Raw genomic sequence first — 25743 nt, 5'->3', positions numbered from 1 at the left:
GTCACAGCGCCGCGACCTCGAGCGCCAGCTTGCCCGTGGTCGTGCCCGACTCGATGCGGCGGTGGGCCTCGGCGGCCTGTTCCAGCGGCAGGGTTTCGACCCGCGTCCGCAGATCTCCCGTGGCCGCGGCCGCCACCGCGCGGCGCAGAGCACGGTGTGTCTCCTCGGGGAAGGCGGCGGAGAAGGCGGCCAGATTGAAGCCGGAGACGGTCCTGTTGGTGAACCACAGTTCGTTGGCCGGAATACCGATGTCCTCGGCGCCGGAGGCGTTGCCCATCACCACCAGGCGCCCCATCGGGGCCAGCCGGTCCAGCCCGGCACGGCGGGCCGGGCCGCCGACCATGTCGACCACGACGTCGAACTCGCCCGCGTCGGCGATCCGGTCCCGCGTGATCACCTCGTGGTAGCCGAAGCGCCTGGCCGTCTCGATCTTGGCCGCGCTGCCGACGGTGCCGACCACATGGCCCGCGCCCAGCAGGCGGGCGGCCTGGCCGAGTTGGCTTCCCACACCGCCGGCCGCCGCATGGACCAGAACGCGTTCTCCGGGCTCGATCCGGGCCACCCGGTCGAGCACGAGGAACGCGGTGGTGCTGTTGGACGGCAGCGCCGCGGCGACGTCCATTCCGATACCGAGGCCGTCCAGCGGCACGACCAGGTCGGCCGAGGTGACCACCACCTCGGCGTAGCCACCGCCGTCGACGATCGAGAGGGCGGCCACCGGCTGCCCGACGGTCAGGTCCCCGACGCCCTCACCGACCGCCCGGATCCGCCCCGACACCTCGATACCGGGCACGAAGGGAAGCGGCACGTCGACCACGCCGCGCCGGTAGAGAACCTCGGCGAAGTTGGCGCCGGCGTACGCCACGTCGATGGCGACCTGGCCCGGCCCGGGCTCGGGGACGGGAACGGTGGCGACGCGGAGCACCTCGGCGTCGCCGAACTCGGGGATGGTCACTGCCTTCATCTGCCTGCTGCTGTTGTCCATGTCCACGATCCTGCGGGCACGGCGGCGACGCGGGCAGTGTTCACTCATCCTGGGTGTGGCACCACCAGGCTGTGCCGCCGCAGCAGCGTCTCCAACCGCTGCTGGGTGTCGGTGCCGGGGCGCGGGTTGTGCAGGATCAGATGGTGCCCGGGGTGCTCGGGCAGCGGCAGCAGGGTGGCATCGAAGATCATCGTCCCGGCATCGGGATGATCGACCGCCTTCACCGCGCTGGTGTGCTCGGCCACATCGTGGCGCGCCCACAGCTCGGCGAATTCGGGGCTGACCGCGGCCAGGTCGGCGGCGATGCGGCCGAACTCCGGATCGTCCGGGTAGCGCGCCGCGTCGGCCCGGAAGGCGGCGGCCACATCGGTCGCGGTCCCGGCCCAGTTCCGGTGCAGCACCCGGTAGCGGACGTTGGTGAAGAAGGAGACCAGACAATTGTGGTCGCTGTCGCCATAGCCGAACACCACGCGTGCCGCGTCGTTGACGGCGGTGAAGTTCCAGTGGCGGTCGCGGACATAGCCGGGCCGCGGTGACCAGGCGTCCAGCAACCGCCGCACCTCGGGTGAGGGTGCCGCCGAGGGCGCGGAGGGGGTCTGCGGCGGGTTGAGTCCGGCCAGGCGGTAGAGGTGGGCACGCTCGGCGGGGCCCAGCAGCAGTGCCCGGGCGATCGCGTCGAGGACCTGCTCGGACACCTTGATGTCGCGTCCCTGCTCCAGCCACGTGTACCAGGACACTCCGACGCCTGCCAGCACCGCGACCTCCTCGCGCCGCAGACCCGGTGTGCGCCGCCGGCCGCCGGCCGGCATGCCGACATCGGCCGGCGACACCCGGGCTCGGCGGCTGCGCAGAAACTCCCGCAGCTCGGTGCGCCGCTCGTCGCGGGACAGGGGCGAGTCAGGGGTGGCCATGGCGGTCAGCCGTTGATGGTGCGAAGGAAGTGGTCCGCGTCCTCGGGTTCACCCAGCCGTCCTGCTTCCAGCCAGGAGCCGTCGGCGAAGCGGAGCCGGAAGGTGGCGAATCCGCGCGGCTGGCCCGCCTCGCCCTCGACGCGGGCCTGATCGAGGGGGAACTCCGCGACGATCCGGAAGTCGTCGGCCTTGGTGGGCGACAGCCGACGGCGAGGGGACGCGGCGATACAGACCCGCTCGCGGGCCAGCATCACCAGGCGTTTCGGGTTGGGTGAGTGCCCGTACCAATGCAGCAGCAGCTGGCCCGCCGTCAGGTTCCAGTCGCCGTCGAAGACGTGGTTCGCCGGACCCTGTCCGCGATCGCGGCTGCGGCCGGAGCCGGAAGAGCGGGCGTCCGGCCGGTCACGTCGACCGGCGCCCAGCTTGTCGAGCAGCATCATCGGGACGACGATGAAGAAGAACACCACGGCACCGACGTACAGCAGCCAGTGGTGACCCGGCTTCAGCCGTCCCCCGCCCGCGGCGCGGTGCACCTCTTTGGGCGGCGTGGGAATGGGCTTGTGGATCTCGCACCAGACCAGGGCCACGGGCTCCTCGCCCAGGATCTTCCGGGCCCGCCGATGGACCGCGCGCTTCGCCATGCCGAAGATCCTAGAGGAGCCCTCCGGGTGCGCTCCGAGAGGCCCGGTATGCGCGCGCTGGGCGGTTTGCTCGATAGGTCTGGTATCCCTGGCGCCGATGCCCTTGATCGATACCAGTTGCCTTCCGGGGCGTTCGACCAGCGGACTAGCGTCATGGCACACCGAACGGGACGAATCACGGAGGCAGAGTGACGGCGAATCCGCGCTCGGACACGATCGCCGTTTTCGGCGCAGGGGTAATGGGGTGCGGCATCACCGCACTGGCACTGGGCCGTGGGGTGGACGTCGTCCTCGTCGACGTCTCGGACGACGTATTGCGCGCCGCTGAGGCGGAAATCGCCCAGCAGCTGCGGCACGGGCGGTTCATGGGCGCCTTCCCCGGCTCCCGGGCGACCGGAACGCTGACGACGACGCTGTCCGGCGAGGCCGCGGCGGATGCCACCGCGGTGATCGAGGCGATCACCGAGGACTCCTCGCTCAAGGCACGGATGCTGGCGGAGGTCTCCGGCGTGGTCGCCCCCGGGACCACGCTGATCACCAACACGTCGGGGATTCCCATCGACGAGCTGGCGAAGTCGGTGCGGCGGCCCGCGGAGCTGGCCGGGGTGCACTTCATGAATCCGGCCTATCTCATCGAGATGGTGGAGGTGATCCGCGGCCCGCGGACCGCCGAGGACACCGTGGCCGCGGTGTTCTCCCTGCTCGACCGCCTGGGGAAGAAGGCGGTCGTGGTGCACGACGCGCCGGGGTTCGTCACCAGCAGGCTGCTGCACCCCATGATCAACGAGGCGGCGAGGATCGTGGCCGAGGGCACCGCGAGCGCCGAGTCCGTGGACCGGCTGATGCAGGGGTGCCTCGGCCATCCGACCGGGCCGCTGCGCACCGCCGATCTCATCGGGCTCGACAATCTCGCGGACGCTCTTCGGCTGCTTGCCGAGCGGACCGGAAATCCCGCCTTCGCCCCCTGTGACCTGCTGCGGGAGAAGGTGCGCCGCGGCGATCTGGGCCGCAAGACGGGGCGCGGGTTCTATGACTACGAAGGGGTGCTTTCATGAGCGCGGAGCAGGCCATCACCGCCGAGGGGATCGAGCAGGGGATCACGGGGTTCGTCGCGGGGCGGGTGAACGCGGAAGTCCCCGCCGACCAGGACCTCTTCGCCTCCGGGCTGGTGTCGTCGATGTTCGCGATGGAGCTCGTCGTCCACCTGGAGCAGGCGTTCTCGGTGCAGATCCTGGGGGACGACCTCAAGCGGGACAACTTCCGCACCGTGGCGGCCATGACCGCCCTTGTGCTGCGGTTGCGCGACGCCGGGCAGCCCGCCGATGCCTGAGCCGCTCGCCGGGGCGCGCGAGCTCGTCGACGACCTCGTCGGCGACCGGGCCGCGGAGTGGGATCGGTCCGGTGAGATTCCCGATGAGGTGCTGCGGACGCCGGCGGCCCGCGGTCTGCTGTGCGCGGGGGTGCCGGCGGACTTCGGCGGCCTCGGCGCCACCAGCGCGGCGAACGGCGAGTTCACGGCGTATGTCGGCAGCCGGTGCAGCTCGCTGCGGAGCGTGATGACGTCGCAGGGCATGGCCGCGTGGGCCATCCAGCGCCTGGGCGGTCCGCGGCAGCACGCGATGTACCTGCCGAAGCTGGCCGGTGGCCAACTCGCCGCCGTCGCGTTCAGCGAGGCGGAGGCGGGCAGCGATCTGTCGGCGATGACCACGACCATCGAACCCGACGGGGACGCGGTCGTCGTCCGTGGGCGGAAGGTGTGGACCACCGCCGCCCACTACGCCGATGTGATCGTCGTCGTCGGCCGCTACGGCTCCGGTGCGGCGGCCGTGGTGGTCCCCGTCTCGGCTCCGGGCGTCACCGTACGCCGGGTGCCGCTGCCGTCCGGCTGCCGGGCTGCGGGCCACGCGGATGTACACCTCGACGAGGTGCGGCTGCCCGCCGATGCGGTACTCGGCGGTGGACAGCCGCTGATGCTGCTGGTGACGACGGCGCTGGCGTACGGGCGGCTCTCGGTCGCCTGGGGCTGTGTGGGCATCCTGCGGGCCTGTCTCGACGCCGCCCGCCGCCACGCCCGCGACCGCAGGCAGTTCGGTGAACCACTCGCCCGCCACCAGCTCGTCGCCCGCCACCTGGCGAATCTGCTGACCGCCGAGCAGATCGCCACCCGGGTGTGCGAGCACGCCAGCCGCGGCTGGGACAGCGGCTCTCCCGACATGGTCATCGCCACCGTCCTCGCCAAGCAGGTGAGCGCGGTCCAGGCCGCGCAGGGCGCCGCCACGGCGGTACAGGTCCTGGGCTCGGCCGCGGCGCACGAGGGTCATGTGGTGGAGCGCGCGTACCGCGACGCGAAGCTCATGGAGCTCATCGAGGGCAGCACGGAGATCTGCCAGCTGATCCTCGCCGACCACGCGGTGTCGATGGCAGCGAGCTGAGACGAGGAGAAGCAGTGACGGAATCGGCCACCATCGTGAAGTGCCTGGTGTGGGACCTGGACAACACCCTGTGGCAGGGCACGCTCCTGGAGGACGGCGAGGTGACGCTGCCCGCCCCGGTCGAGAAGCTCATCGCCGAGCTGGACAGCCGCGGCATCCTCCAGTCGGTCGCCAGCAAGAACGACCACGACCAGGCGTGGCAGCGGCTCGAAGCGCTGGGCGTGGCCGAGTACTTCCTCCTGCCGCGCATCGGCTGGGGCCCGAAGTCGGACTCGGTGCGCGAGATCGCCGCCGAACTCGGCTTCGCGCTCGGCACGATCGCCTTCGTCGACGACCAGCCGGCGGAGCGGGCGGAGGTCCAGTTCCATCTGCCGGAGGTCCGTGCCTACACCCCCGAGCAGCTCTCCGGCCTCGCCGACCTGCCGGAGTTCAGCCCGCCCACCGTGACCGTGGACGCGGCCCGCCGCCGGCAGATGTACCAGGCCGGATTCCAGCGGAAGTCGGCCGAGGCGGAGTTCACCGGGCCGAGCGAGGACTTCCTGCGCTCCCTCGGCCTGGTGATGCGCATTCAGCGCGCCACCGAGGAGGAGCTCTCCCGGGTCGAGGAGCTGACCCTGCGCACCAGCCAGATGAACGCCACGGGTGTGCACTACTCCCTCGCGGCCCTGCGCGGGCTGCTGGCCGATCCGCACCACGAGGTACTGGTGACCACACTCACCGACCGGTTCGGGCCGCATGGCGCGGTCGGCCTGCAACTGCTGGAGAAGCACGCGTCCGTCTGGCATCTGAAGCTCCTGGCCACCTCCTGCCGCGTGGTGTCGTTCGGCGCCGGCTCGGTGATCCTCGGCTGGCTGGTCGGCGAGGCCGCGCGCGCGGGCGCGCACCTGATCGCCGACTTCCGGCGGACCGAGCGCAACCGGATGATGGAGATCGCCTACCGCCTCGCCGGCTTCACCGGCGAGCCGTGCGGGTGCCGGGCCGGACTCGCCCCGCCACGGGAGCCGGGTGTGGAGCGCCTCCACCTGCTGCCCGAACCCCATGACCCCCCACCCACGATGGAGCTGCACGCCCCCCGCCTGGCATAGCGCGGGAACGCGCCCAGCCGGACAGCGGCACAGCCCCGGCCCGTTCCGACGAGGAGATGACACAGCATGGCGGACCAGTTGGAGCTCTCGGCCGCGCTCTCGAGTTACGTCCGGGAGTTCTCCCTCCGCGAGGACACCGTCCTCGCGGAGCTGCGCGAGCAGACCTCCCAACTGCCCGCGGGCAGCGCGATGCAGGTCATGCCCGAGGAGGGCCAGCTGCTGACGCTGCTGGCGGGCCTCACCCCGGCGCGCGGCATCCTGGAGATCGGCACCTTCACCGGGTACAGCACGCTGTGCCTGGCCCGCGCGCTCGCACCGGGCGGAAAGCTGGTCACCTGCGATATCACCGACCGCTGGGCCCGGATCGGCGCCGACTACTGGCGCCGGGCCGGTGTCGAGGACCGGATCGAGGTCCGCGTCGGTGACGCGGCGACCACCCTCGAGGCCCTCGTCGAGGAGCGGGGGGCCGGCTCGTTCGACCTCGTGTTCATCGATGCCGACAAGCGGGGCCTTCCCGACTACTACGAGCGGTCGCTGACCCTCGTCGGCGACACCGGCCTCATCGTGGTGGACAACACCCTGTTCTTCGGCCGGGTGGTCGATCCCGAGGCGCGGGACGCCGACACCGAAGGGGTCCGCGCGTTCAACGCGCTGGTCCGCGACGATCCTCGCGTGGAGATGTCCCTGATCCCCATGGCGGACGGCATCACCCTGATCCGCAAGCGCCGGGTCACAGCCTGAGTCCGGCGGCGACCTCCAGGAGCTGGTGACGGAACCAGCGGTGGGCGGCGTCCTGGTTGTTGTGGGGATGCCAGTACATGGCCTCGGTCAGCGTGGTCATGGGCACCGGCAGCGGCATCGTCCTGAGCCCCGACCCCGCGGCGTCATCCGCGAGGAGTCCCTGGAACACGGTGACCAGACGGGTCCCGGGCACCAGGTGGGGGGCCATGGCGAATCCCCCTACGTCGGCGGCGACCCGGAGCCCGGCGCCCAGGCGGTCGAAATGGGACTCCACGATCGATGTCATCGGCCCGTTGATCCCGAGGAACGGCAGCCGCCGCAGCTCATCGACGGTGATGGTGTCACCCACTCCGGGGTGGTTCGCGTCGACGGCCACCACGAACTCGTCGGTGAACAGCGTCTCGCTGAAGAAGCCGGACAGATTCTGGGCCAGGCTGGTCGGCCAGATCAGCAGATCGCACTGGCCCCGGCGGAGCTGGTCGATGAAGTCGGCCTGCGCGGGGAAGACGTTGACGCGGATGTTCAGCGATTCCGCCTCCACCTTGCGCAGAATGGGCCGGATCAGCACCGTCTGGGCGTAGTCGCTGGCGATCACGGTGAAGGTGCGTGGAGGGCCGGTGACGGGGTCGAAGGTCTTGCTCGCGCCCATGACGGCCTGAACCGCCTCCAGGGCCTCCTGCGTCGGCCGCACCAGCGACTCGGCCAGCGGGGTCAGCGTCATCCCCCGCCCCTGCCTGACGAGCAGCGGATCTCCGAAATGGCTCCTCAGCCGGGCGAGTGAGGCACTCATCGCCGGCTGTCCCACGAAGACCCGCTCCGCCGCCCGTGTCACGCTGCGTTCGGCCAGCAGAGCGTTCAGGGCGATGAGAATGTTGAGATCGATGTTGCCGAGGTCATCCGACATACGCACGCCGCTTTCCCAGGGGTCGGTCATGCCCGCCGGCATGGCGCCCGGCAGGGGAGGCGCGTGCCCGCGGACACCCGGGGGAACGGCCTCTTCCACATCTTCCGGTTCACCGCGGGCATAGCGTCGGCGAACGAGCAAACGCCAGGCATTTACCCAGGATTCGCCGGTGGCGGAACTGCCCCCGGGCAGTTCCGCCACCGGCGTGCACCGGCCGGGCGGGGCGGCGCGTCGGCCTTACGGCGCCAGGTGCACGTCCCCGTCGGTGTCCCCGTCCCCGGCCCCGTGCACGTCCCCGTCCCCGTGCTCGTGCTCGTTCTCGGCCAGCCACTCGGCCACCAGGGCACTCGTCCGCGAAGCGTGCTCCTCCAGCAGGGTGAAGTGATCACCAGCCGTGGTACGGACATCCGCACGCGTGACGACCGGTACCGAACCGTCACCGGCCGGCAGCGGAACCTCGGCCCGCACGGACAGCACCGGCACCGGCAGCGGCACCGCCGACCATTCCGCGAACAGATCGCAGTTCCACGCCATCGCCGACAGCCCGGTACCGGTCAGGCCCCGCACGACGCCGCGGCGGTCCGTCATGCCCCGCATCAGCGCGGCCACGAACTCGTCCATCCGGTCCGGCGAGGGGAGATACGTGTCCAGTAGGACGACCGACCGCAGCGGTGCGCCGCGTTCGCTCAGCAAAGCGGCCATCGCCAGAGCGAGCAGCCCTCCCGAGGAATATCCCACCAGGACGAACGGGTCGTCCCCGGTCCTGGCGAGGACCCGCTCGGTCTGCACCCGGGCCAGTACCTCTCCCGACTCCGCCAGTGGCTCGCCGTCGAGGAAGCCCGGGGTGGCCAGCACGTCGACCGTACGGCTGCCCCGGAACCCGGAGGCGAACCGGGCGTAGGTGTAGGCCCCCGCCAGCGGCACCAAGGGGGTCAGACAGACCAGCCGGGGGGCTTCGGCACCCGACCCCAGCGGAGTGAAGGCCGGTGTGCCCGGTTCGGTGCGGAAGGCCGGGCGGTTACGGGCGACCGTGCGCAGCAGGTCGAACGCCCGCTTTCCGTCGCCCGCCTCGAACGCCGCCGCGCACAGGTCGGCGACCAGGTCGGACGGCGGTGCCGCGGGCGCCGTCGCCGCGGCGGGTTCGACGGTCAGCAGGGTCAGGAGGTGCCGGGCGAGCCGTTCCGGAGTCGGGTGGTCGAAGGCGATCGAGGTGGGCAGCCTGAGCGAGGTGGCCGAGGCGAGGCGGTTGCGCAGTTCGACGGCGGTCAGCGAGTCCAGGCCCAGTTCCGCGAACAGACCCGCCCGGTCGACCTCCTCGGTGCCCGCGTAGCCGAGCACATCGGCGGCCGTGGCGCGCACCAGCTCCAGCAGCCCCTCCTCGGTACGCGCCGGCCTCGCGGCGGTGGTGCCCGCCGCCCTGCGCGGTCCGCGCACCAGCCCGGCCATCAGCCGGGGCGGGTCCGGCAGGTCGCGGAACACCGTCAGGTCCAGCCGAGCGGCGACGACCTGGGCGTCCCCGCCGGAGGCCACATGGTCGAAGATCGCGTGGCCCTGCTCCTCGGCCAGCGGCATCAGGCCCGACCGCGCGAAGCGCGCGTGGTCAAGGCCCGCGGTCATCGGGCTGGGGAGGTCCCACAGCCCCCAGTCGATCGACACCCCGGGCAGACCCCGCGCCACGCGCTGCCGGGCGAGGGCGTCGAGCACGGCGTTGGCGGCGGCGTAGTTCCCCTGCCCCGCCGCGCCGAACACCCCAGCGGCCGAGGAGAACAGCACGAACGCGCTGAGGTCCAGCTCCTGGGTCAGCTCGTGCAGCAGGCGCGCGCCCCGGACCTTGGGGCGCAGCACCGTCTCCAGCCGGCCGGCGTCGAGTTCGCCGATGGTCGCGTCGTCGAGCACCCCCGCGGCGTGCACCACGGCCGTGAGCGGGTGCGCGGCCGGGACGGCGCCGAGGACCCGGCTCAGTGCGGCGCGGTCGGCGATGTCGCAGGCGGCCACGGTGACCGAGGCGCCGGCCCCGGCCAGTTCGTCCCGCAGTTCGCGGGCCCCGGGCGCGTCGATCCCCGTACGGCTCACCAGGACCAGGCTGCGCACACCGCGTACCCGTACGAGATGCCGGGCCAGCGACGCGCCGAGTCCGCCGGTGCCACCGGTGAGCAGCACGGTGCCGTCCGGGTCGAGGTCCCGGCCGACGGTCAGCACCACCTTGCCCGTGTGCCGGGCCTGGCTCAGATACCGGAAGGCGCTCGGCGCCCGGCGTATGTCCCATGTGGTGACCGGCAGGGTCGACAGCTTCCCGGCGCCGAACAGGGTGAGCAGTTCGGCCAGCATCTCACCGATCCGCTCCTCCCCCGCGTCCGACAGGTCGAAGGGCAGATACTCCACGCCGTCAGGGCCAGCCTCGCGGACGTCGGTCCTGCCCATCTCCGCGAACCTGCCGCCCGGGCGCAGCAGCCTCAGTGAGGCGTCCACGAACTCGCCCGCGAGCGAGTTCAGCACGGCGTCCACTCCCTTGCCGCCGGTGACCTCGGTGAAGGCCCGCTCGAAGTCGAGCGTCCGGGAGGAGGCGATGTGGTCCCGGGCGACCCCGAGTCCGGCGACGGCGTCCTGCTTGTGCTCGCTCGCGGTGGCGAACACCTCGGCGCCCCACACCCTGGCGAGCTGGATCGCCGCCATCCCGACACCGCCCGCGCCCGAGTGCACCAGGATCCGCTGCCCCGGCTGGATGCCGAGCAGATCGCGCAGTGCGTAGTAGGCGGTGAGGAACACGGCGGGCACGCTCGCGGCCCGGGCGAAGCCCCAGCCGTCGGGTATCCGCGCCAGCAGGCGCTGGTCGGTGACGGCCACCGAGCCGAACGCGGCGTCGGCGAGGCCGAACACCCGGTCGCCGGGGCGCAGGGAGCGCACCCCGGGACCGACGTCGAGCACGACTCCCGCGGCCTCCACCCCGAGCCGGGTCAGGTCGCCGGGCACCATGCCGAGGGTGATCAGCACGTCCTTGAAGTTGACCCCGACGGCACGGACGGCGATGCGGACCTGTCCGTCGGTCAGCGGCTCGACCGCACGGGGGGTCAGCGCGAGACCGTCCAGGCTGCCGCTCGGCGAGGCGGTGAGGTTCCACGCCTCGGCGGTGGGCGGCTCCAGCGCGGCCGGCCGCCGGGTCAGCCGTGGCGCGTACCGGTCGGCGCCCCGCAGGGCGACCTGCGGTTCCCCGGTCGCCAGGGCGTCGCGGAGGTCGGCCGTGGTCACCGGCCGGTCGCTGTCGAGCAGCACGAACCGTCCGGGGTGCTCGGACTGCGCGGTGCGCAGCAGCCCCCACACCGCGGCCCGGTCGGGCACCGGCTCGTCCGAGGGGCGCACGGCCACCGCGTGACGCGTGAGCACCACGAGCGGTTCGGGGCGGTCGGCGGCGATCACGGCCTGCACCGCGGCCAGGGTCCGGGGCAGTGAGGACGCGTCGACGGCCGTCAGCACGATCGACGCGCCCGGGGGCACGTCGGACGGCTCGGTGAACGCGGGGACGCCGAGACCGTGGTCGGCCTCGGGGCCGTCGAGCAGCGCCCACTCCCGGTCGGCGGCGGGTCCCGGCTCCGGAAGCGGGGCCCAGTCCACGGTGAACAGCGAGTCGGCGGGCACGGCGCCCGTGCCCGGCCGGGCGAACGGCCGGGTGAGCAGCCGGCCCGCGCGGAAGACGAGCGTGCCCTCGTGGTCGACCGCGGTGATCGACATCGCGTCAGGCCCGGCCGGGGCGAGGCGGACGAACAGCTCCCGCGCGCCGTGTGCGTGCAGTTCGGCATCGGACCACAGGAACGGCAGTCCCGGCTCGTCCCCGCCGGCCAGCGTCATCGCCTGGCAGGCCGCGTCCAGCAGCGCGGGATGCAACTGGAACCCGTCGGTGGTGACCGTGTCGGCCAGGGCGACCTCGGCGAAGAGTTCGTCGCCCGACCGCCAGGCCGCGCGCATGCCGCGGAACGACTCGCCGTACCGGTAGCCGGCGCCGTCGAGTTGACCGTAGAAGTCGTCCAGTGCGAGCGGTTCGGCGTCGGGCGGCAGCACCGGCGTGGCCGGAGGCACCGGCGACGCCACCGCCGAGAGCCGGCCGGTGGCGTGTCGCGCCCAGTCGTGCTCGCCCCGGCTGTGCACGGAGAACGGCCGGTCCCCCGACGCGTCGGGGCCGTGCACGGTCAGCTGGATCCGGATGTCGCCGCCGGTCAGTACGAGCGGCGCCGCCAGGACGAGTTCGGCGACTCCATGGCAGCCGGTCTCGTCGGCGGCCCGTACCGCCATCTCCAGGAACGCGGTACCCGGCAGCAGCACCGAGTCCCGCACCACATGGTCGGCCAGCCATGGGTGGGTCCGGGTGGAGAGGGTGCTGGTGAACACCACGTCCGAGGAGCCCGCGAGCTCTTCGGCGGGACCCAGCAGCGGGTGTGTCTGCCCGGGGCGCCGCGGTGGCCGGGCCGTCGGCCAGAACCGCTTGCGCTGGAAGGCGTACGTCGGCAGCGCGACGGCCCTGCCGCCGGGCAGCGCGGGGCTCCAGTCCACGGCCACCCCCCGGGTGTGCGCGTCGGCGAGCGAGCGCAGGAAGCGGTCCATGCCGCCGTCGTCGCGGCGCAGCGACGCGACGGTGTGCACCTGCTGGTCCAGCGCCTCCGCCGTCTGGTGGAGGGCCGCCGCCAGCAGCGGGCGCGGGCTCATTTCGATGAACACCGTGTGCCCGTCCTCGATCAGCCGGCGGCCCGCGGTCTCGAACAGCACCGGGTCGCGCAGATTGCGGTACCAGTAGGGCGCGTCGAGGGCCGTGGTGTCCAGCCTTCCCCCGGTGACCGTGGAGTAGAACGGGATGTCGGCGCCCTTCGGGCTCACTCCGGCCAGCTCCGCGAGCAGCGCGTCCTCGGCCGCCTCGACGGCGGAGGTGTGCGAGGCGTAGTCCATCGGCACCCGTTTGGCCGCGGGCACGGCTTCCAGTACGCGCTCGAGCGCGCTGTTGGTCCCGGCGACCACCGTGGACGAGGGCCCGTTGAACGCGGCGATCTCGACGCCGTCGAAGCGGATGTGTTCGGCGGCGACCGGAACGGACAGCACTCCATGGTCGCCGGAGAGGCGGTCGGCGATCACCCGGCCGCGTCGCACGACCGCGACCGCCGCCTGTTCGACCGTCAGCGCGCCCGCCACGCACGCGGCGGCGTACTCGCCGAGGGAATGCCCGACCACGGCGGCCGGGGTCACGCCGTAGGACTCCCACAGCCGGGCCAGCGACACCATGACCGCGAACAGGGCGGGCTGGACGACGTCGGCCCGCCGCAGCATGTCCTCCTCGCCGAGCGCCTCCAGCAGGTCCCAGTCGGCCTCGGTGGCCATCGCCCGCGCGCACTCGGCCATCGAGGCCGCGAACACGGGCGAGGACTCGATCAGCGCGCGTCCCATCCCGGCCCAGCTGGAGCCCTGGCCGGGGAAGACGAAGACCGGGCGCGGGTCCTGGCCGGCGGCCACGCCGGAGACCACCGACGGTGCGGAGGTGCCGCTCGCCAGGGCGGTGAGTCCGGCGGCCAGTTCGGCGCGGTCCCGGCCGAGCGCCACGGCCCGGTGGGATTGCGACGAGCGCGTGGTGACCAGGGACCAGCCGATGTCGACCGGATCGGTCCCGCCGTCCAGCAGCGCGGACAGCCGCCTCGCCTGCTCCGCGAGGGCTTCCGGCCCCCGTCCGGACACGGCCAGCGGAATCAGCGCCGTCTCCCCGGTCGCCCGCGGCTCGGCGGCCGGTGGGGTGTCCGCCTCCAGCACGACGTGCGCGTTGGTGCCCGAGATGCCGAACGCCGAGACCCCGGCCCTGCGCGGTGCGCCGGTATCGGGCCACGGGGTCCTGTCGCGGACCAGCTCGACGCTGCCCGCCGTCCAGTCCACCTGGGACGACGCCGTGCCGGCGTGCAGGGTCGCGGGCACCGTGCCGTGGTGCAGGGCCAGCGCCGTCTTGATCACGCCCGCGACACCGGCGGCGGCCTGGGTGTGGCCGATGTTGGACTTCAGCGTCCCGATGAGCAGCGGCCGTGCCCGGTCCTGCCCGTAGGCCGCCAGCAGGGCGTGGGCCTCGATCGGGTCGCCGAGCGGTGTCCCGGTGCCGTGCGCCTCGACCACGTCGACGGCCCCGGCGGACAGCCGCGCGTTGGCCAGGGCCTGGCGGATGACCTCCCGCTGGGCACGGCCGTTGGGCGCCGAAAGGCCGTTGGACAGGCCGTCCTGATTGATCGCCGAACCCCGCACCACGGCCCATACGCGGCGTCCCGCGGCACGGGCGTCGGACAGCCGCTGTAGCACCAGCATGCCCGCGCCCTCGGCGAATCCGGTGCCGTCGGCGGAGTCGGAGAACGCCTTGCACAGGCCGTCGGGGGCCAGTCCGCCCTGGCGGGAGAACTCGACCAGGCCCGTGGGGGTGGTCATGACCGTCACCCCTCCCACGAGCGCCGTGGCGCACTCGCCGTTCCGCAGGGACTGCGCGGCCAGGTGCAGGGCGACCAGCCCGGAGGAGCACGCCGTGTCGACGGTGACGGCCGGGCCCTCGAGTCCGAGCGCGTACGCGACCCGGCCGGAGAGCACCGATCCCGCGCTGCCCGTGCCCGCGTGACCGGCGGCGCTGTCGGCCGCGGCCCCGGTCAGGAGCGCGTAGTAGTCCTGGCCGGTGCTGCCGAGGAACACCCCGGTGCGGCTGCCGGCCAGGCTGCCGGGCGCGATGCCGCCGTGCTCGAGCGCCTCCCACGAGGTCTCCAGGACCAGCCGCTGCTGCGGATCCATGGCCATGGCCTCCCGCGGGGAGATCCCGAAGAACTCCGCGTCGAAGGCCGCGATGTCCTCCAGGTAGGAGGCCGTGGTCACACAGTCCGGGGGCAGCGCGGCGAGGTCCCACCCCCGCTCGGGCGGCGGGGGCCCCACCGTGGTGCGTTCCTCGGCGAGCAGGTCCCACAGCTCGTCGGGCGAGGTGACGCCGCCGGGGAGGCGGCAGGCCATTCCGACGATGACGACGGGGTCGGTGGTGAGGTCCGGGCCGGCCACCGGGTGCGCCGGGGTCCCGTCCGGACCGCCGCCACCGAGCTCGGCGCGCACATGGTCGGCGAGCGCGGCGGGCGTCGGGTGGTCGTAGACCACGGTGGTCACCAGGGACAGCCCCGTCACGGCGTTGAGGCGGTTGCGGAACTCGACGGCGGTCACCGAGTCGAATCCCAATTCGTTGAACGGCCGGTAGGGCTCGACCTGGGTCCCGGAGGCGTAGCCGAGGACCGCCGCGGTCTGGGCGCGTACGACCGCGAGCGGATCGGTGGCCTCCGCCGGCGCCGTCTCGGTGGTGAGCAGCGACCTGACCTCGGGGATCCGCGAGAGCGCCGGGTTCGGCCGCAAGGCGGTGACCGCCGTGTGATAGCGGTCCCACTCGATGTCGGCGAGCACGACCGCGGCGTCGCCGTGTTCCACCGCCGTCCGCATCGCCGCCGTCGCGTCCCGCGGGGACATTCCCGGTACTCCATGCCGTCGCGCGGCCTCTCCGAGGGGGCCGTCGCCCATCCCGTCCCCGGCCCACACCCCCCAGCCGATCGACGTGGCCGGCAGCCCCTCGGCACGCCGCCGTTCGGCCAGCGCGTCCAGGTAGGCGTTGGCCGGTGCGTAGGTGCCCTGACCCGCGGCGCCAACCGTGCCGGCGAGCGAGGAGAACAGCACGAACGCGTCGAGGTCCAGGTCGCGGGTGAGCTCGTGCAGATGGGCCGCGCCCCGCGCCTTGACCGCGAAGACCCGGTCGAACTGCTCCATGGTCAGGGCGTCGATCGCGGCGTCGTCCAGTACGGCGGCGGTGTGCACCACGGTGCGCAGCGGTGCCGCCGGGTCGATGGAGTCGATCACCCGGGCGAGGGCGGCGCGGTCGGACAGGTCGCAGGGGACGATGCTGAGTCGCGTCCCCGAGCCGTCGAGGTCCGCGGCCAGTTCGCGCGCGCCGGGGGCGTCCGTCCCGCGCCGGTTCACCACGACCACGTGCTCCGCGCCCTCGGCCGCCAGCCAGCGCACGACATGGCTGCCGAGTCCGCCGGTGCCACCGGTCACCAGGGCGGTGCCGCGGACCTGCCAGTCCCCTCCGCTCTCCGGGGGCGCGGAGGCGCGCACGATCCGCCGTCCGAACGCTCCGTTCCGGTCGATGCGGACCTGGTCCTCATGGGTGTCGCCCAGCAGCACGGCGGCGATGCGGCGTTGGCCGGTGTCGTCCAGCGGCTGCGGCAGGTCGATGAGACCGCCCCAGGCGCGCGGCCGCTCGAACCCGGCCACCCTGCCGAACCCCCAGGTCATCGCCTGCGCCGGGGATCGCGTCGCGTCCCTGGTCACACACCACAGCGGCGCCTCGACGCCCGCCGCGCCCAACTGCCGCACCAGCCGCACGGTCCGGGCGAAGCCGCGGGGGACGGCGGGGTGGTCCGGCTCGGGGTCCTCGTCGTGGGCCAGCAGCGCGAGGACACCGGCCGGCTCGGGGAGGGCGGCGAGGTCGAGCTCGCCCGGCGCCCGGACGACCACTTCGGCGCCGTACCGCCGCAGCGCGTCGAGGACGCTGTCGGACCAGGCGTCGGCCCGGTCCGTGACGACCAGCCAGGTGCCGGCCAGTACCGGATCGGCGGACAGCCGCAGCGGCGTCCAGTCGGTCCGGTACCGCAACCGGTCGAGGGGGCTCGCCGCGGGTGCGGGGCCCCCGGCCGTCCGCTCCGCGGGTGCCACCCAGTAGCGCTCGCGCTGGAACGGGTACGTCGGCAGGTCCACGGCGCGGGCCTCGGGCAGCGCCGCGGTCCAGTCCACCGGCAGGCCGTGCAGATCGGCGGCGGCCAGCGAGGCCAGCATCCGGCGCAGTCCGCCGTCGTCGCGGCGCAGGGTGTCCAGTACCGGGCCCGCCGCGGTGATGTGCGCGAGCACCGGGTGCGGGCTGACCTCGACCATGAGCCCGTGTCCGTCCCGTACCAGGACGTCCACCGTGTCGGCGAAGTCCACCGTCCGCCGCAGGTTGCGGCACCAGTACCCGGCGTCCAGCCCCTCCGTGTCCAGGCGGGAGGTGGTCACCGTGGAGTAGAACGGCACCTTCCCCGGCCGGGGCCGGATCGGCGCCAGCGCCTCCAGCAGCTCGGCCTCGATCCCGTCGACATGGGGTGAGTGGGCGGCGAAGTCCACCCCGGCGAGCCGCCAGCGCATGATCCCGGCGGCGGACAGCCGGCGCTCGACGGCGTCCAGCACCGCGGGATCACCGGAGACGGTCACGTTCTGCGGCCCGTTGACGGCCGCGATGGACACGGCCTCCGTCCCCTCGTCCGCCAGCAGTTCGCGCACGCGGTCCGGCGAGGCCATCACCGTCATCATCGCCCCGCGCCCGGACAGCCGCTCGTGGATGAGGCGGCTGCGCAGCGCCACGACACGGGCGCCGTCCTCCAGGGACAGACCACCGCTGACGCAGGCGGCGGCGATCTCGCCCTGGGAATGGCCGATCACCGCGGCGGGCTCGACACCGAACGAGCGCCACAGCGCGGCGAGCGAGACCATGACCGCCCACAGCGCCGGCTGCACGACCTCGGCCCGGGCCAGCGCCCGCTCGTCGGACAGCGCCTCCCGCAGCGGCCAGTCGACGTACGCGGACAGCGCCTTCTCGCACTCCCGCATGGCCTCGGCGAACACCGGTGACTCATCCCACAGCCGCGCGCCCATCGCGGTCCACTGGGAGCCGTGTCCGGGGAAGACGAACGCGACCCGCTCCCGGCGGGGCGGCCGCCCGGTGCCGAGCGCCCGCTCTCCCAGGGCCACGGCGTGCAGCGCCTCGAGCGCCTCGGCATGGTCGAGCACCGGCAGTACGGCCCGGTGCGGAAACCGCGCGCGCGTGGTCGCCAGCGTGAACGCGACATCGGCGAGCGGCTCCTCACGCTCCAGCAGATGCGCGCGCAGCCGGGCCGCCTGGGCCCGCAGCGCGCCGTCGGTCCTGCCGGACAGGATGAGCGGCACCGGGCCGGAGAGCTCGGCGCGGGGCCGCTCCTCGGGCGCGGGAACGCTCTCGACGATGACGTGCGCGTTGGTCCCGCTGATCCCGAACGAGGAGATACCGGCCCGGCGCGGGCGGTCGGCGGCGGGCCACGGCCGGGCCTCGCGCAGCAGCCGCACCGGGCCGGTGGACCAGTCGACGTGCCGGGAGGGCCGGTCGGCATGCAGGGTCTTCGGCAGCCGGCCCGCGCGCAGCGCCTGCACCATCTTGATCAGGCCGACCAGACCGGCGGCCGACTGCGTGTGCCCGACATTGGACTTCACCGAGCCCAGCCACAGGGGGTGCTCGCGGTTCCGGCCGTACGTGGCCAGCAGGGCGTCCGCCTCGATCGGATCGCCCAGGGCGGTGCCGGTGCCGTGCGCCTCGACGGCGTCGACCTCGTCGGCGCGGACCCCCGCGTCGGCGAGTGCCTGCCGGATCACCTCCTCCTGCGCGGCCCCGTTGGGCGCGGACAGCCCGTTGGAGGCGCCGTCCTGGTTGATCGCCGACCCACGCACCACGGCGAGTACCGGATGTCCGAGCCGCTGGGCGTCGGACAGCCGCTCGACGAGCACCGCGGCGACGCCCTCACCGAAGTTGGTGCCGTCGGCGGCGTCGGCGAACGCCTTGCAGCGTCCGTCGGCGGCCAGGCCGCCCTGCTTGGCGATTTCGACGAAGCCGTATGGCGCGGACATCACCGAGACGCCGCCGACCAGCGCCTTCGAGCAGTCGCCCTTGCGCAGCGCCTGAGTGGCCAGGTGCAGGGCGACCAGCCCGGAGGAGCAGGCGGTGTCGACGGTGACGGCGGGCCCGCGCAGGCCGAAGGTGTAGGCGATCCGTCCGGAGGTGACGCTCGGCGCGGTACCGGTGGCGACATAGCCCTCCGCGGCGTCCGGGTTGTCCAGGAGGCGGATCAGATAGTCGCCCGGCCCCGCGCCGACGAACACGCCCGTACCGCTGTCCCGCAGCGCGTCGGGCGCGAACCCGGCGCGTTCGAACACCTCCCAGGCGGCCTCCAGCAGCAACCGCTGCTGAGGGTCCATCGCGGCCGCCTCGCGGGGTGAGACGCCGAACAGGTTCGCGTCGAATCCGCCCACGTCGTCGACGAAGTAGGCGTCCGTGACGAAGGGGCTGAGGGCCTCCAGGTCCCAGTCCCGGTCCCGGGGCAGGGGCGTGAGCACGTCCGCGCCGGAGTCGACCAGCTGCCACAGCTTCTCCGGCGAGTCGGCCCCGCCGGGCAGCCGGCAGGCCATCGCCACCACGGCGATCGGCTCCGTGGCCGCTTCGGTCAGGGCCCGGTTGTGCTCCCGCAGTCGCTCGGCCTCCTTGACCGATGAGCGCAGCGCGTCGACGAGGCGGTCGGGTGAGACGGTCATCGTGATTCCTCCGTGGATACCCCGGCCGTCAGGCCGGGGAGGAAACGGACTCCTGCGGAGCAGGGCAAGGCAAGCTGATTCGCCGTCAGGGCGGAGCGGCGTCCGCCCCCATGAACCCGCAGGAAGTCGCAAGCTGATGCGCTAGTTTGTGAGCCATGACCACGCACGTGAAGCGGGCGTATCGGTACCGCTTCTATCCGACCGATGCGCAGGCGGCCGAGCTGTCGCGCACGTTCGGGTGCGTGCGGAAGGTCTACAACATGGCCCTCGCGGCCCGTACGGAGGCATGGGCGCGACAGGAGCGGGTCACCTACAACCAGACGTCGGCTCTGCTGACACAGTGGAAGAGGACCGAAGAGCTGGCCTACCTCAACGAGGTGTCGTCGGTTCCCCTCCAGCAGGCGCTGCGGCACCTGCAAGTCGCGTTCACGAACTTCTTCGGCAAGCGGGCGAAGTACCCGCGGTTCAAGTCGCGGAAGAACTCTCGCAAGAGCGCGGAGTACACCACCAGCGCGTTTCGCTTCCGCGACGGGAAACTGACCCTCGCCAAGATGACGCAACCGTTGGACATCGTGTGGTCCCGCCCCCTGCCGGAGAGCGCGAAGCCGTCCACGGTGACGGTGTCGCAGGACCCGGCCGGACGCTGGTTTGTGTCCCTCCTCGTCGAGGACCCGCTCGTCCGGCCACTGCCCAGCTCCGAGAACGCGGTCGGTATCGACGTCGGCCTCAGCCATCTGCTTGCCCTGTCCACCGGCGAGAAGGTCGCCAACCCCCGGCACGAGCGCCGCGACCGCAGACGTCTGGCGCTCGCGCAGCGGCGCCTGGCGAAGAAGGTCTGGGGCGATGGCGCGAACCGGGCCAAGGCCCGCCGCAAGGTCGCCAGGATCCACGCCAGGATCACCGACCGCCGGCGCGACCACCTGCACAAGCTGACCACTCGACTCGTGCGTGAGAACCAAACGCTCGTGATCGAGGACCTGCCCGTCCGCAACATGGTCAGGAACCGGAGTCTGGCCCGCGCCATCAGCGACGCGGCGTGGACGGAGTTCCGGAGCATGCTGGAGTACAAGGCGCGGTGGTACGGACGGGAAGTGATCGCGGTTGACCGCTTCTTCCCCTCGTCCAGGCTGTGTTCCCACTGCGGCACCCTCGCCGGGAAGCTGTCGCTCGACGTCCGCACCTGGACGTGCGACTGTGGAATGGTCCACGACCGTGATGTGAACGCCGCGAAGAACCTTCTGGCCGCCGGGCTGGCGGTGTCTGTCTGTGGAGCTGGTGTAAGACCTCAACGGGAGTCCTCCCGGATGGGGCAGTCGGCGATGAAGCAGAAACCCCCACGGCGCGAGCCGTAGGAATCCCCCTCCTTCAGGAGGGGGAGGAAGTCAACCTTCGGAGGTGTGCGGTTCGGCCGTGCCGAGCGCGAGGGACATCAGCTCCTCCACGCCGAGGCCGTCGATGTCCACGTCGGTCAGCGCCCCGTCGCGCGTGCGCTCCTCCCCGGCCCGTTCCGTAGCCGCGTCGGGTTCAGGCGCGTCGGGCTCGGGCGCGTCGGCCCCGGGGAACAGCTCGGCGGCCAGTTTCCGGGCCAGGGCCTGGGGGTTGGGGTTGCTGAACACCGTCGTGGCGGGGAGCCGGAGCCCCGTGGCGGCGTTGAGGCGGTTGCGCAGTTCGACCGCGCTGAGCGAGTCGAATCCGATCTCGCCGAACGCCCGCAGCGGGTCCACCCGGTCGGCGTCGTGCCCGAGAACGGCGGCCGTGTGCGCGCACACCAGGTCGGTCAGCACCTGTACCCGCTCGGCGGCGGGGACATCGGCCAGCAGGTCGGCGGTCGAGGTCTCGGCCACGGGTGTCGCGGCGACCACCCGGCGGACCCGGCGGCGCACCAGGTTGTGCCACAGCGGCGGCGGTTCCGCCTCGCCGGACGGGTCGACGTCGATGGGCAGCAGCAGTGCCTCGTCGCGGGAGAGCGCCTGGTCGAACAGGTCAAGCGCGGCCGTCGCGGACAGCGCGCGCACACCGGAGCGGGCGATCCTCGCCCGGCCGGTCTCGCTGAGCGTGGCGGTGAGATCGCTGGTGTCCGCCCAGAGCCCCCAGGCCAGCGACTGCGCGGGCAGGCCCTCGGCGGCCCTGCGTTCGGCCAGTGCGTCGAGGAACGCGTTGGCGGCGGCGTAGTTCGCCTGACCGGCGTTTCCGGTGACGCCCGCCGCCGAGGAGAACATCACGAAGCCCGCGAGGTCGTCCGGCCGGGTCAGCTCGTCGAGTACCGCGGCGCCGTCGGCCTTGGGGCGGAAGACCGCGTCGACATCGGTCCGACCGAGCGAGCCGACCAGACCGTCGCTGAGGGCACCGGCGGCGTGGACGACGGCGGTGAGGGGGCGCTGTGGCGGTATCGCGGCCAGGACGCCGCGCACCGCCTCCCGGTCGGCGACGTCGCAGGCCGCGAAGGTCACCGAGGACGCGCCGAGGGCGGTGAGCTCCGCCTCCAGCGCGGCGGCCGTCTCCGCGTCCCTCCCCCGGCGGCTGAGCAGCAGCAGGTGCCGGATCCCGCGCTCGGCGACCAGGTGCCGGGCGAGCACGCCGCCCAGCGTGCCGCTCGCGCCGGTGAGCAGCACCGTCCCCGCCGGATCCCACGGCCGGGGCACGGTGAGGACGACCTTGCCGACGTGACGTGCCTGGCTGACGTACCGCAGCGCCTCCGCGGCGCGGCGGACGTCCCATGCGCGGACCGGCAGCGGGGTCAGCGCGCCCTGCCCGATCAGGGCGGTCAGTTCGGCCAGCATCGCCTGGATCCGGTCGGCACCGGCGTCGAGGACCAGGTCGAACGCCCGGTAGCGCACCGAGGGGTGGCGCAGGCCGATCTCGTCGGCGTCGCGGATGTCGGTCTTGCCCATTTCCAGGAACCGGCCTCCCTCGGCGGTCAGCCGCAGGGAGGCGTCGACGAACTCGCCGGTCAGCGAGTTCAGTACGACATCGATCCGGTGCTCTCCGAGCACTTCCCGGAAGGTGCGCTCGAACCGGGTGGTCCGCGAGGACGCCAGATGGGACGCGCTGACACCGGCGGCCCGCACCTCGGGCCACTTCGCCGGGCCGGCCGTGGCGAACACCTCGGCCCCCAGGTGCCGGGCGATCCGCACCGCGGCCATGCCGACGCCGCCGGCCGCCGCGTGGATCAGCACCCGGTCACCGGGCCGGACGCCTCCGAGGTCGGTCAGCCCGTAGTAGGCGGTGAGGAAGGCGACCGGGGCCGCCGCTCCCTGGGCGTAGGTCCAGCCGGTGGGCAGCGGCACCAGCGTGCGGTGGTCGGCCACGGCGACTGGCCCGGCGTAGGCGCCGGTGACCAGCCCCATCACCCGGTCGCCGACCGAGAAGCCGGTGACGCCCGGTCCGACCTCGGTGACCACACCGGCCGCCTCGCCGCCCGCGGGCCGGTCCCCGCCGGGTACGACGTCGAGGGCGACCAGGACTTCCCGGAAGTTGACGCCCATCGCGCGTACGGACAGCCGGACCTGGCCCTTCGTCAGCGGCGCCAGCGCGTCGGGCGCGGGCACGATGGCCAGGTCGTCCAGGGTGTCCGCGGAGTCCAGGTCGACGCTCCACGCCTCGGCGTCCGCCGGCACGGTGAGGGCGGGAAGGGGGGCGTGCTCCGCGAGGCGGGGCACGAACAGCCCGTCGCCCCGCACGGCGACGACGGGTTCGTCGCCGGGGGTGACGGCGGCGGGCGGCAGTACGGGCGGATCGGCGTCGGGGTCGAGGTCGATGACCAGGAAGCGCCCCGGGTGCTCGCTCTGCGCCGAGCGGATGAACCCGGCGGCGGCGGCCGCGGCCGGATCGGGCCCCCGGCGCTGACCGGCCGGGAACGCGCCCTTCGTCACGAACGCGAGCGTGGCGTCGGCGAACGCGTCGTCGGACAGCCAGGTCTGGATGGCGGCCATGGCATGTCCGGTGAGTTCGTACCCGTCGGCCACCGCGTCGCCGGACCGCGGCACGAGGGGCAGCAGAACGACATCGGGGGCGGTGCCGGTGCCCATCGCGGCCGCCAGCGCGTCCAGCCCGGCGTACGGGCGGGCGGCGAGACCGTCGAAGGGGGGCGGGGCGGACTCCCCGGGCTCCGGCCGGCCGGGAAGGACCGCCGTCCTCGGCGGGGGCGAGGTGTCCGCGGGCGCCCGGGTGTCCACGGGCGCCGGTACCCAGTCGACGCGCAGCAGCTTCGCGGTCGATCCGCGGTGGGTGGACAGCGGCCTGCCCGCGGGGAGCTTCATGGTGACGACCTCGCCGATGGCCAGCACCTGGACGCCCCGGGAGTCGGTGGCCAGCAACGACACACCGCTGTCGCCCCGGGGCTCCATCCGCATCCGCAGCGCGCGGGCGCCGGAGGCGGACACCGAGATGTCCGACCAGGTGAACGGCAGGAACGTCGCGCCCTCCGCCAGGCTGCCGTGCGCCATCACCTGGAGCGCCGCGTCCAGCAGGACGGGATGGAGTACGAAGCCCTCGGGGGTGGCCGCTTCCGGCAGGGCGATCTCCGCGTAGCGCACCTCCCCGTCGCGCCACACCCGTCGCACGCCCTGGAACATCGGCCCGTACCGGAGGCCGTCCGCCGCGAGGGCGTCGTAGAAGCCGCCGAGGTCCGCCTCGACGGCGCCCGGGGGTGGCCATGCCTCCCAGACCGGGGGTGCCGGGGCTGGTTCGCGGGCCACGGTCGCGGTCGCGTGCAGCACCCATGCCGTCGAGGTGCCCGCCGCGCGCGAGTGCACCGTCACCTCACGACGCCCGGCGCGGTCGCCCGCCACGGCCACCTGGATGTCGACCCGCTCATGGCCCTCGAACACCAGCGGTGTGTGCAGGGTCAGTTCCTCGACGCGCCCGCAGTCGGCCTCGTCCGCCGCCCTGAGCACCATCTCCACGAAGCCCGCGCCGGGGAACATCACCGAGCCGAGCACGGTGTGATCGACCAGCCAGGGGTGGGAGTCGATGGACAACGAGCCGGTCAGCACGGTGGCCCCGGTCTCGGCGACCTCCAGCACCGCGCCGAGCAGACCGTGTTCGGCACCGGCCAGACCGACCGTGGACACGTCGCCGGCTCCGGTGTCGGTGAGCCAGTACCGCTCACGCTGGAAGGCGTAGGTGGGCAGGTCGACGAAGGCGGGCGGGCGGTCCGCCCACAGCGGGCCGAAGTCCACCGCCGCGCCACCGGCGAACGCCGCGGACAGCGCGCGCAGAAACTGGTCCATGCCACCGGACCGGCGGCGCAGCGTACCCACCGTGGTCGCGGGAACGTCCAGCTCCGCGAGTATGTCCTGCACCCCGGGCAGCACCACGGGATGGCTGCTGACCTCGATGAACGTATCGAAGCCCGCCTCGGCGAGGCCACGTACCGCCGAGTCGAGGCGGACGGGTCGGCGCAGGTTCCGCAGCCAGTACCCGGCGTCCAACGCGGCCGTCGGCTCGAATCGCCCGGTCACGGTGGAGAAGAACGGCACCGTGGCCTGGCGGGGAGTGATGGTGTCCAGGGCGCGCAGCAGTTCGTCGGCGAGGATGTCGACCTGCGCGGAGTGGGAGGCGTAGTCCACGTCGATCCGGCGGGCCCGTACGTCTTGTCGTGCGCAGTGGGACATCAGCTCGTCGAGGTCCTCGGGCGCGCCGGATACGACCACCGAGAGCGGGCCGTTGACCGCAGCGATCGACAGCTCGGCGTCGCGGGCCGCGATCAGGTCCTCCACCTCGGCCAGAGGGAGTGGCAGAGACATCATCCCGCCGCGCCCGGCCAGTTCCTGTGCGATCAGCCGCGACCGTACACACACCACCCGTGCCGCGTCCTCCAGCGACAAGGCGCCCGCCACGCAGGCCGCCGCGATCTCCCCCTGCGAATGGCCCACCACCGCCGCGGGCTCCACTCCGAACGAACGCCACAACCGCGCCAGCGACACCATCACCGCGAACAGCGCCGGCTGCACCACATCCACCCGCGCCAGCGCCTTCTCGTCGCCCAGCACATCCGCCAACGACCAGTCCACGAACGGGGCCAGCGCCGCCGCGCACTCCTCCATCGCCTGGGCGAACACCGGCGACGAGTCCCACAACTCCGCCGCCATGCCCACCCACTGAGCCCCCTGTCCCGGGAACACGAACACGACGTCGTGGGTCTCCGCACGGGCGGTGCCGGTGACGACGTCGGCGCCGGGCTGTCCGTCGGCCACGGCGCGCAGGGCGGCGCGCGCCTGGGCGACGGTGCTCACGACCGACACCGCGCGGGTGCGCAGTGTCGCCCTGGTGGTGCTCAGCGCACGGGCGAGGTCGGTCAGGTCGTGGTCGGTCGGGTCGCGGTCGGTCGGGCCGTGGTCGGTCGGGTCGTGGTCGGTCGGGTCGCGGTCGATGACGTCGAGCAGCCGTTCGGCCTGCGCCCGCAGTGCCGCCGGGGTGCTGGCCGTGAGCACCAGCGGCACCACGGCGTCGCCCGGCCGGGACGACATGGTGCCGGAGCCCGATGCCTCGGGCCGCGCGGCGGGCTCCGGTTCGGCCTGTTCGAGGATGAGGTGGGCGTTCGTACCGGACGCCCCGAAGGAGGAGACGGCGGCGCGGCGGGGACGATCGACCACCGGCCACGCACGCGCCTCGGTCAGCACCCGCACCGACCCCCACTCCACCTTCGA

12 protein-coding genes are annotated in these 25743 nt (G+C 73.2%); 6 read left to right on the top strand and 6 right to left on the bottom strand.

The annotated features are described in order from the left end of the window. Window position 1 precedes the first annotated feature (1 nt). From ABD329_RS33640 to ABD329_RS33630, 3 genes are read right to left on the bottom strand one after another with little or no spacing between them, the layout of a single operon-like run. Window positions 2–985: a quinone oxidoreductase family protein gene (locus tag ABD329_RS33640; RefSeq protein WP_198275524.1), complete on the bottom strand. Its 984-nt coding sequence runs from the start codon at window positions 983–985 to the stop codon at window positions 2–4. 44 nt (window positions 986–1029) lie between these two features. Next, window positions 1030–1896, bottom strand: coding sequence for a helix-turn-helix transcriptional regulator (locus tag ABD329_RS33635; RefSeq protein WP_198275523.1), 867 nt, complete (start codon window positions 1894–1896; stop codon window positions 1030–1032). A 5-nt stretch (window positions 1897–1901) separates the two neighbouring features. Next, window positions 1902–2537 (bottom strand): hypothetical protein, encoded by a 636-nt coding sequence (locus ABD329_RS33630; RefSeq protein WP_198275522.1) that lies wholly within the window; start codon window positions 2535–2537, stop codon window positions 1902–1904. Between the two features lie 188 nt (window positions 2538–2725). On the opposite strand from ABD329_RS33630, the gene ABD329_RS33625 reads away from it, so the two are divergent. From ABD329_RS33625 to ABD329_RS33605, 5 genes are all read left to right on the top strand, one after another. After that, on the top strand, window positions 2726–3592 hold the full coding sequence (locus tag ABD329_RS33625) for a 3-hydroxyacyl-CoA dehydrogenase family protein (RefSeq protein ID WP_309142621.1): 867 nt from the start codon (window positions 2726–2728) through the stop codon (window positions 3590–3592). After that, window positions 3589–3867, top strand: coding sequence for an acyl carrier protein (locus ABD329_RS33620; protein WP_198275521.1), 279 nt, complete (start codon window positions 3589–3591; stop codon window positions 3865–3867). The genes ABD329_RS33625 and ABD329_RS33620 overlap by 4 nt, the downstream gene beginning before the upstream one ends. After that, window positions 3860–4969: an acyl-CoA dehydrogenase family protein gene (locus ABD329_RS33615; RefSeq protein ID WP_198275520.1), complete on the top strand. Its 1110-nt coding sequence runs from the start codon at window positions 3860–3862 to the stop codon at window positions 4967–4969. Before ABD329_RS33620 ends, ABD329_RS33615 begins: the two co-directional genes overlap by 8 nt. 14 nt (window positions 4970–4983) lie before the next feature. Then, on the top strand, window positions 4984–6054 hold the full coding sequence (locus tag ABD329_RS33610; protein ID WP_198275519.1) for an HAD-IIIC family phosphatase: 1071 nt from the start codon (window positions 4984–4986) through the stop codon (window positions 6052–6054). A gap of 66 nt (window positions 6055–6120) precedes the next feature. Further along, on the top strand, window positions 6121–6795 hold the full coding sequence (locus ABD329_RS33605) for an O-methyltransferase (RefSeq protein WP_198275518.1): 675 nt from the start codon (window positions 6121–6123) through the stop codon (window positions 6793–6795). Here the strand turns inward: ABD329_RS33605 and ABD329_RS33600 are convergent. Beyond that, complete coding sequence (locus ABD329_RS33600) at window positions 6785–7699, bottom strand: LysR family transcriptional regulator (RefSeq protein WP_246618202.1); 915 nt, start codon at window positions 7697–7699, stop codon at window positions 6785–6787. The genes ABD329_RS33605 and ABD329_RS33600 overlap by 11 nt on opposite strands. Before the next feature lie 237 nt (window positions 7700–7936). Beyond that, window positions 7937–19093 carry a type I polyketide synthase gene (locus ABD329_RS33595; RefSeq protein WP_198275516.1) on the bottom strand — a complete coding sequence of 3719 codons (11157 nt, stop codon included), beginning with the start codon at window positions 19091–19093 and terminating at the stop codon, window positions 7937–7939. A 155-nt stretch (window positions 19094–19248) separates the two neighbouring features. Here ABD329_RS33595 and ABD329_RS33590 point away from each other — a divergent pair, with 155 nt between their 5' ends. Next, complete coding sequence (locus tag ABD329_RS33590; RefSeq protein ID WP_198275515.1) at window positions 19249–20445, top strand: RNA-guided endonuclease InsQ/TnpB family protein; 1197 nt, start codon at window positions 19249–19251, stop codon at window positions 20443–20445. Window positions 20446–20475: 30 nt separating this feature from the next. Here the strand turns inward: ABD329_RS33590 and ABD329_RS33585 are convergent, their stop codons facing one another. Then, the gene (locus tag ABD329_RS33585; RefSeq protein WP_344317361.1) at window positions 20476–25722 is read right to left on the bottom strand and encodes an SDR family NAD(P)-dependent oxidoreductase; all 5247 of its coding nucleotides are present in this window, start codon (window positions 25720–25722) and stop codon (window positions 20476–20478) included. Between the last annotated feature and the right edge of the window lie 21 nt (window positions 25723–25743).

This window comes from Streptomyces javensis (genome assembly GCF_039525925.1).
Classification (GTDB): Bacteria; Actinomycetota; Actinomycetes; order Streptomycetales; family Streptomycetaceae; genus Streptomyces; species Streptomyces asiaticus.
Note: the sequence above shows the minus strand (reverse complement) of the source record. Positions and strands in the feature narration are given on the sequence as shown.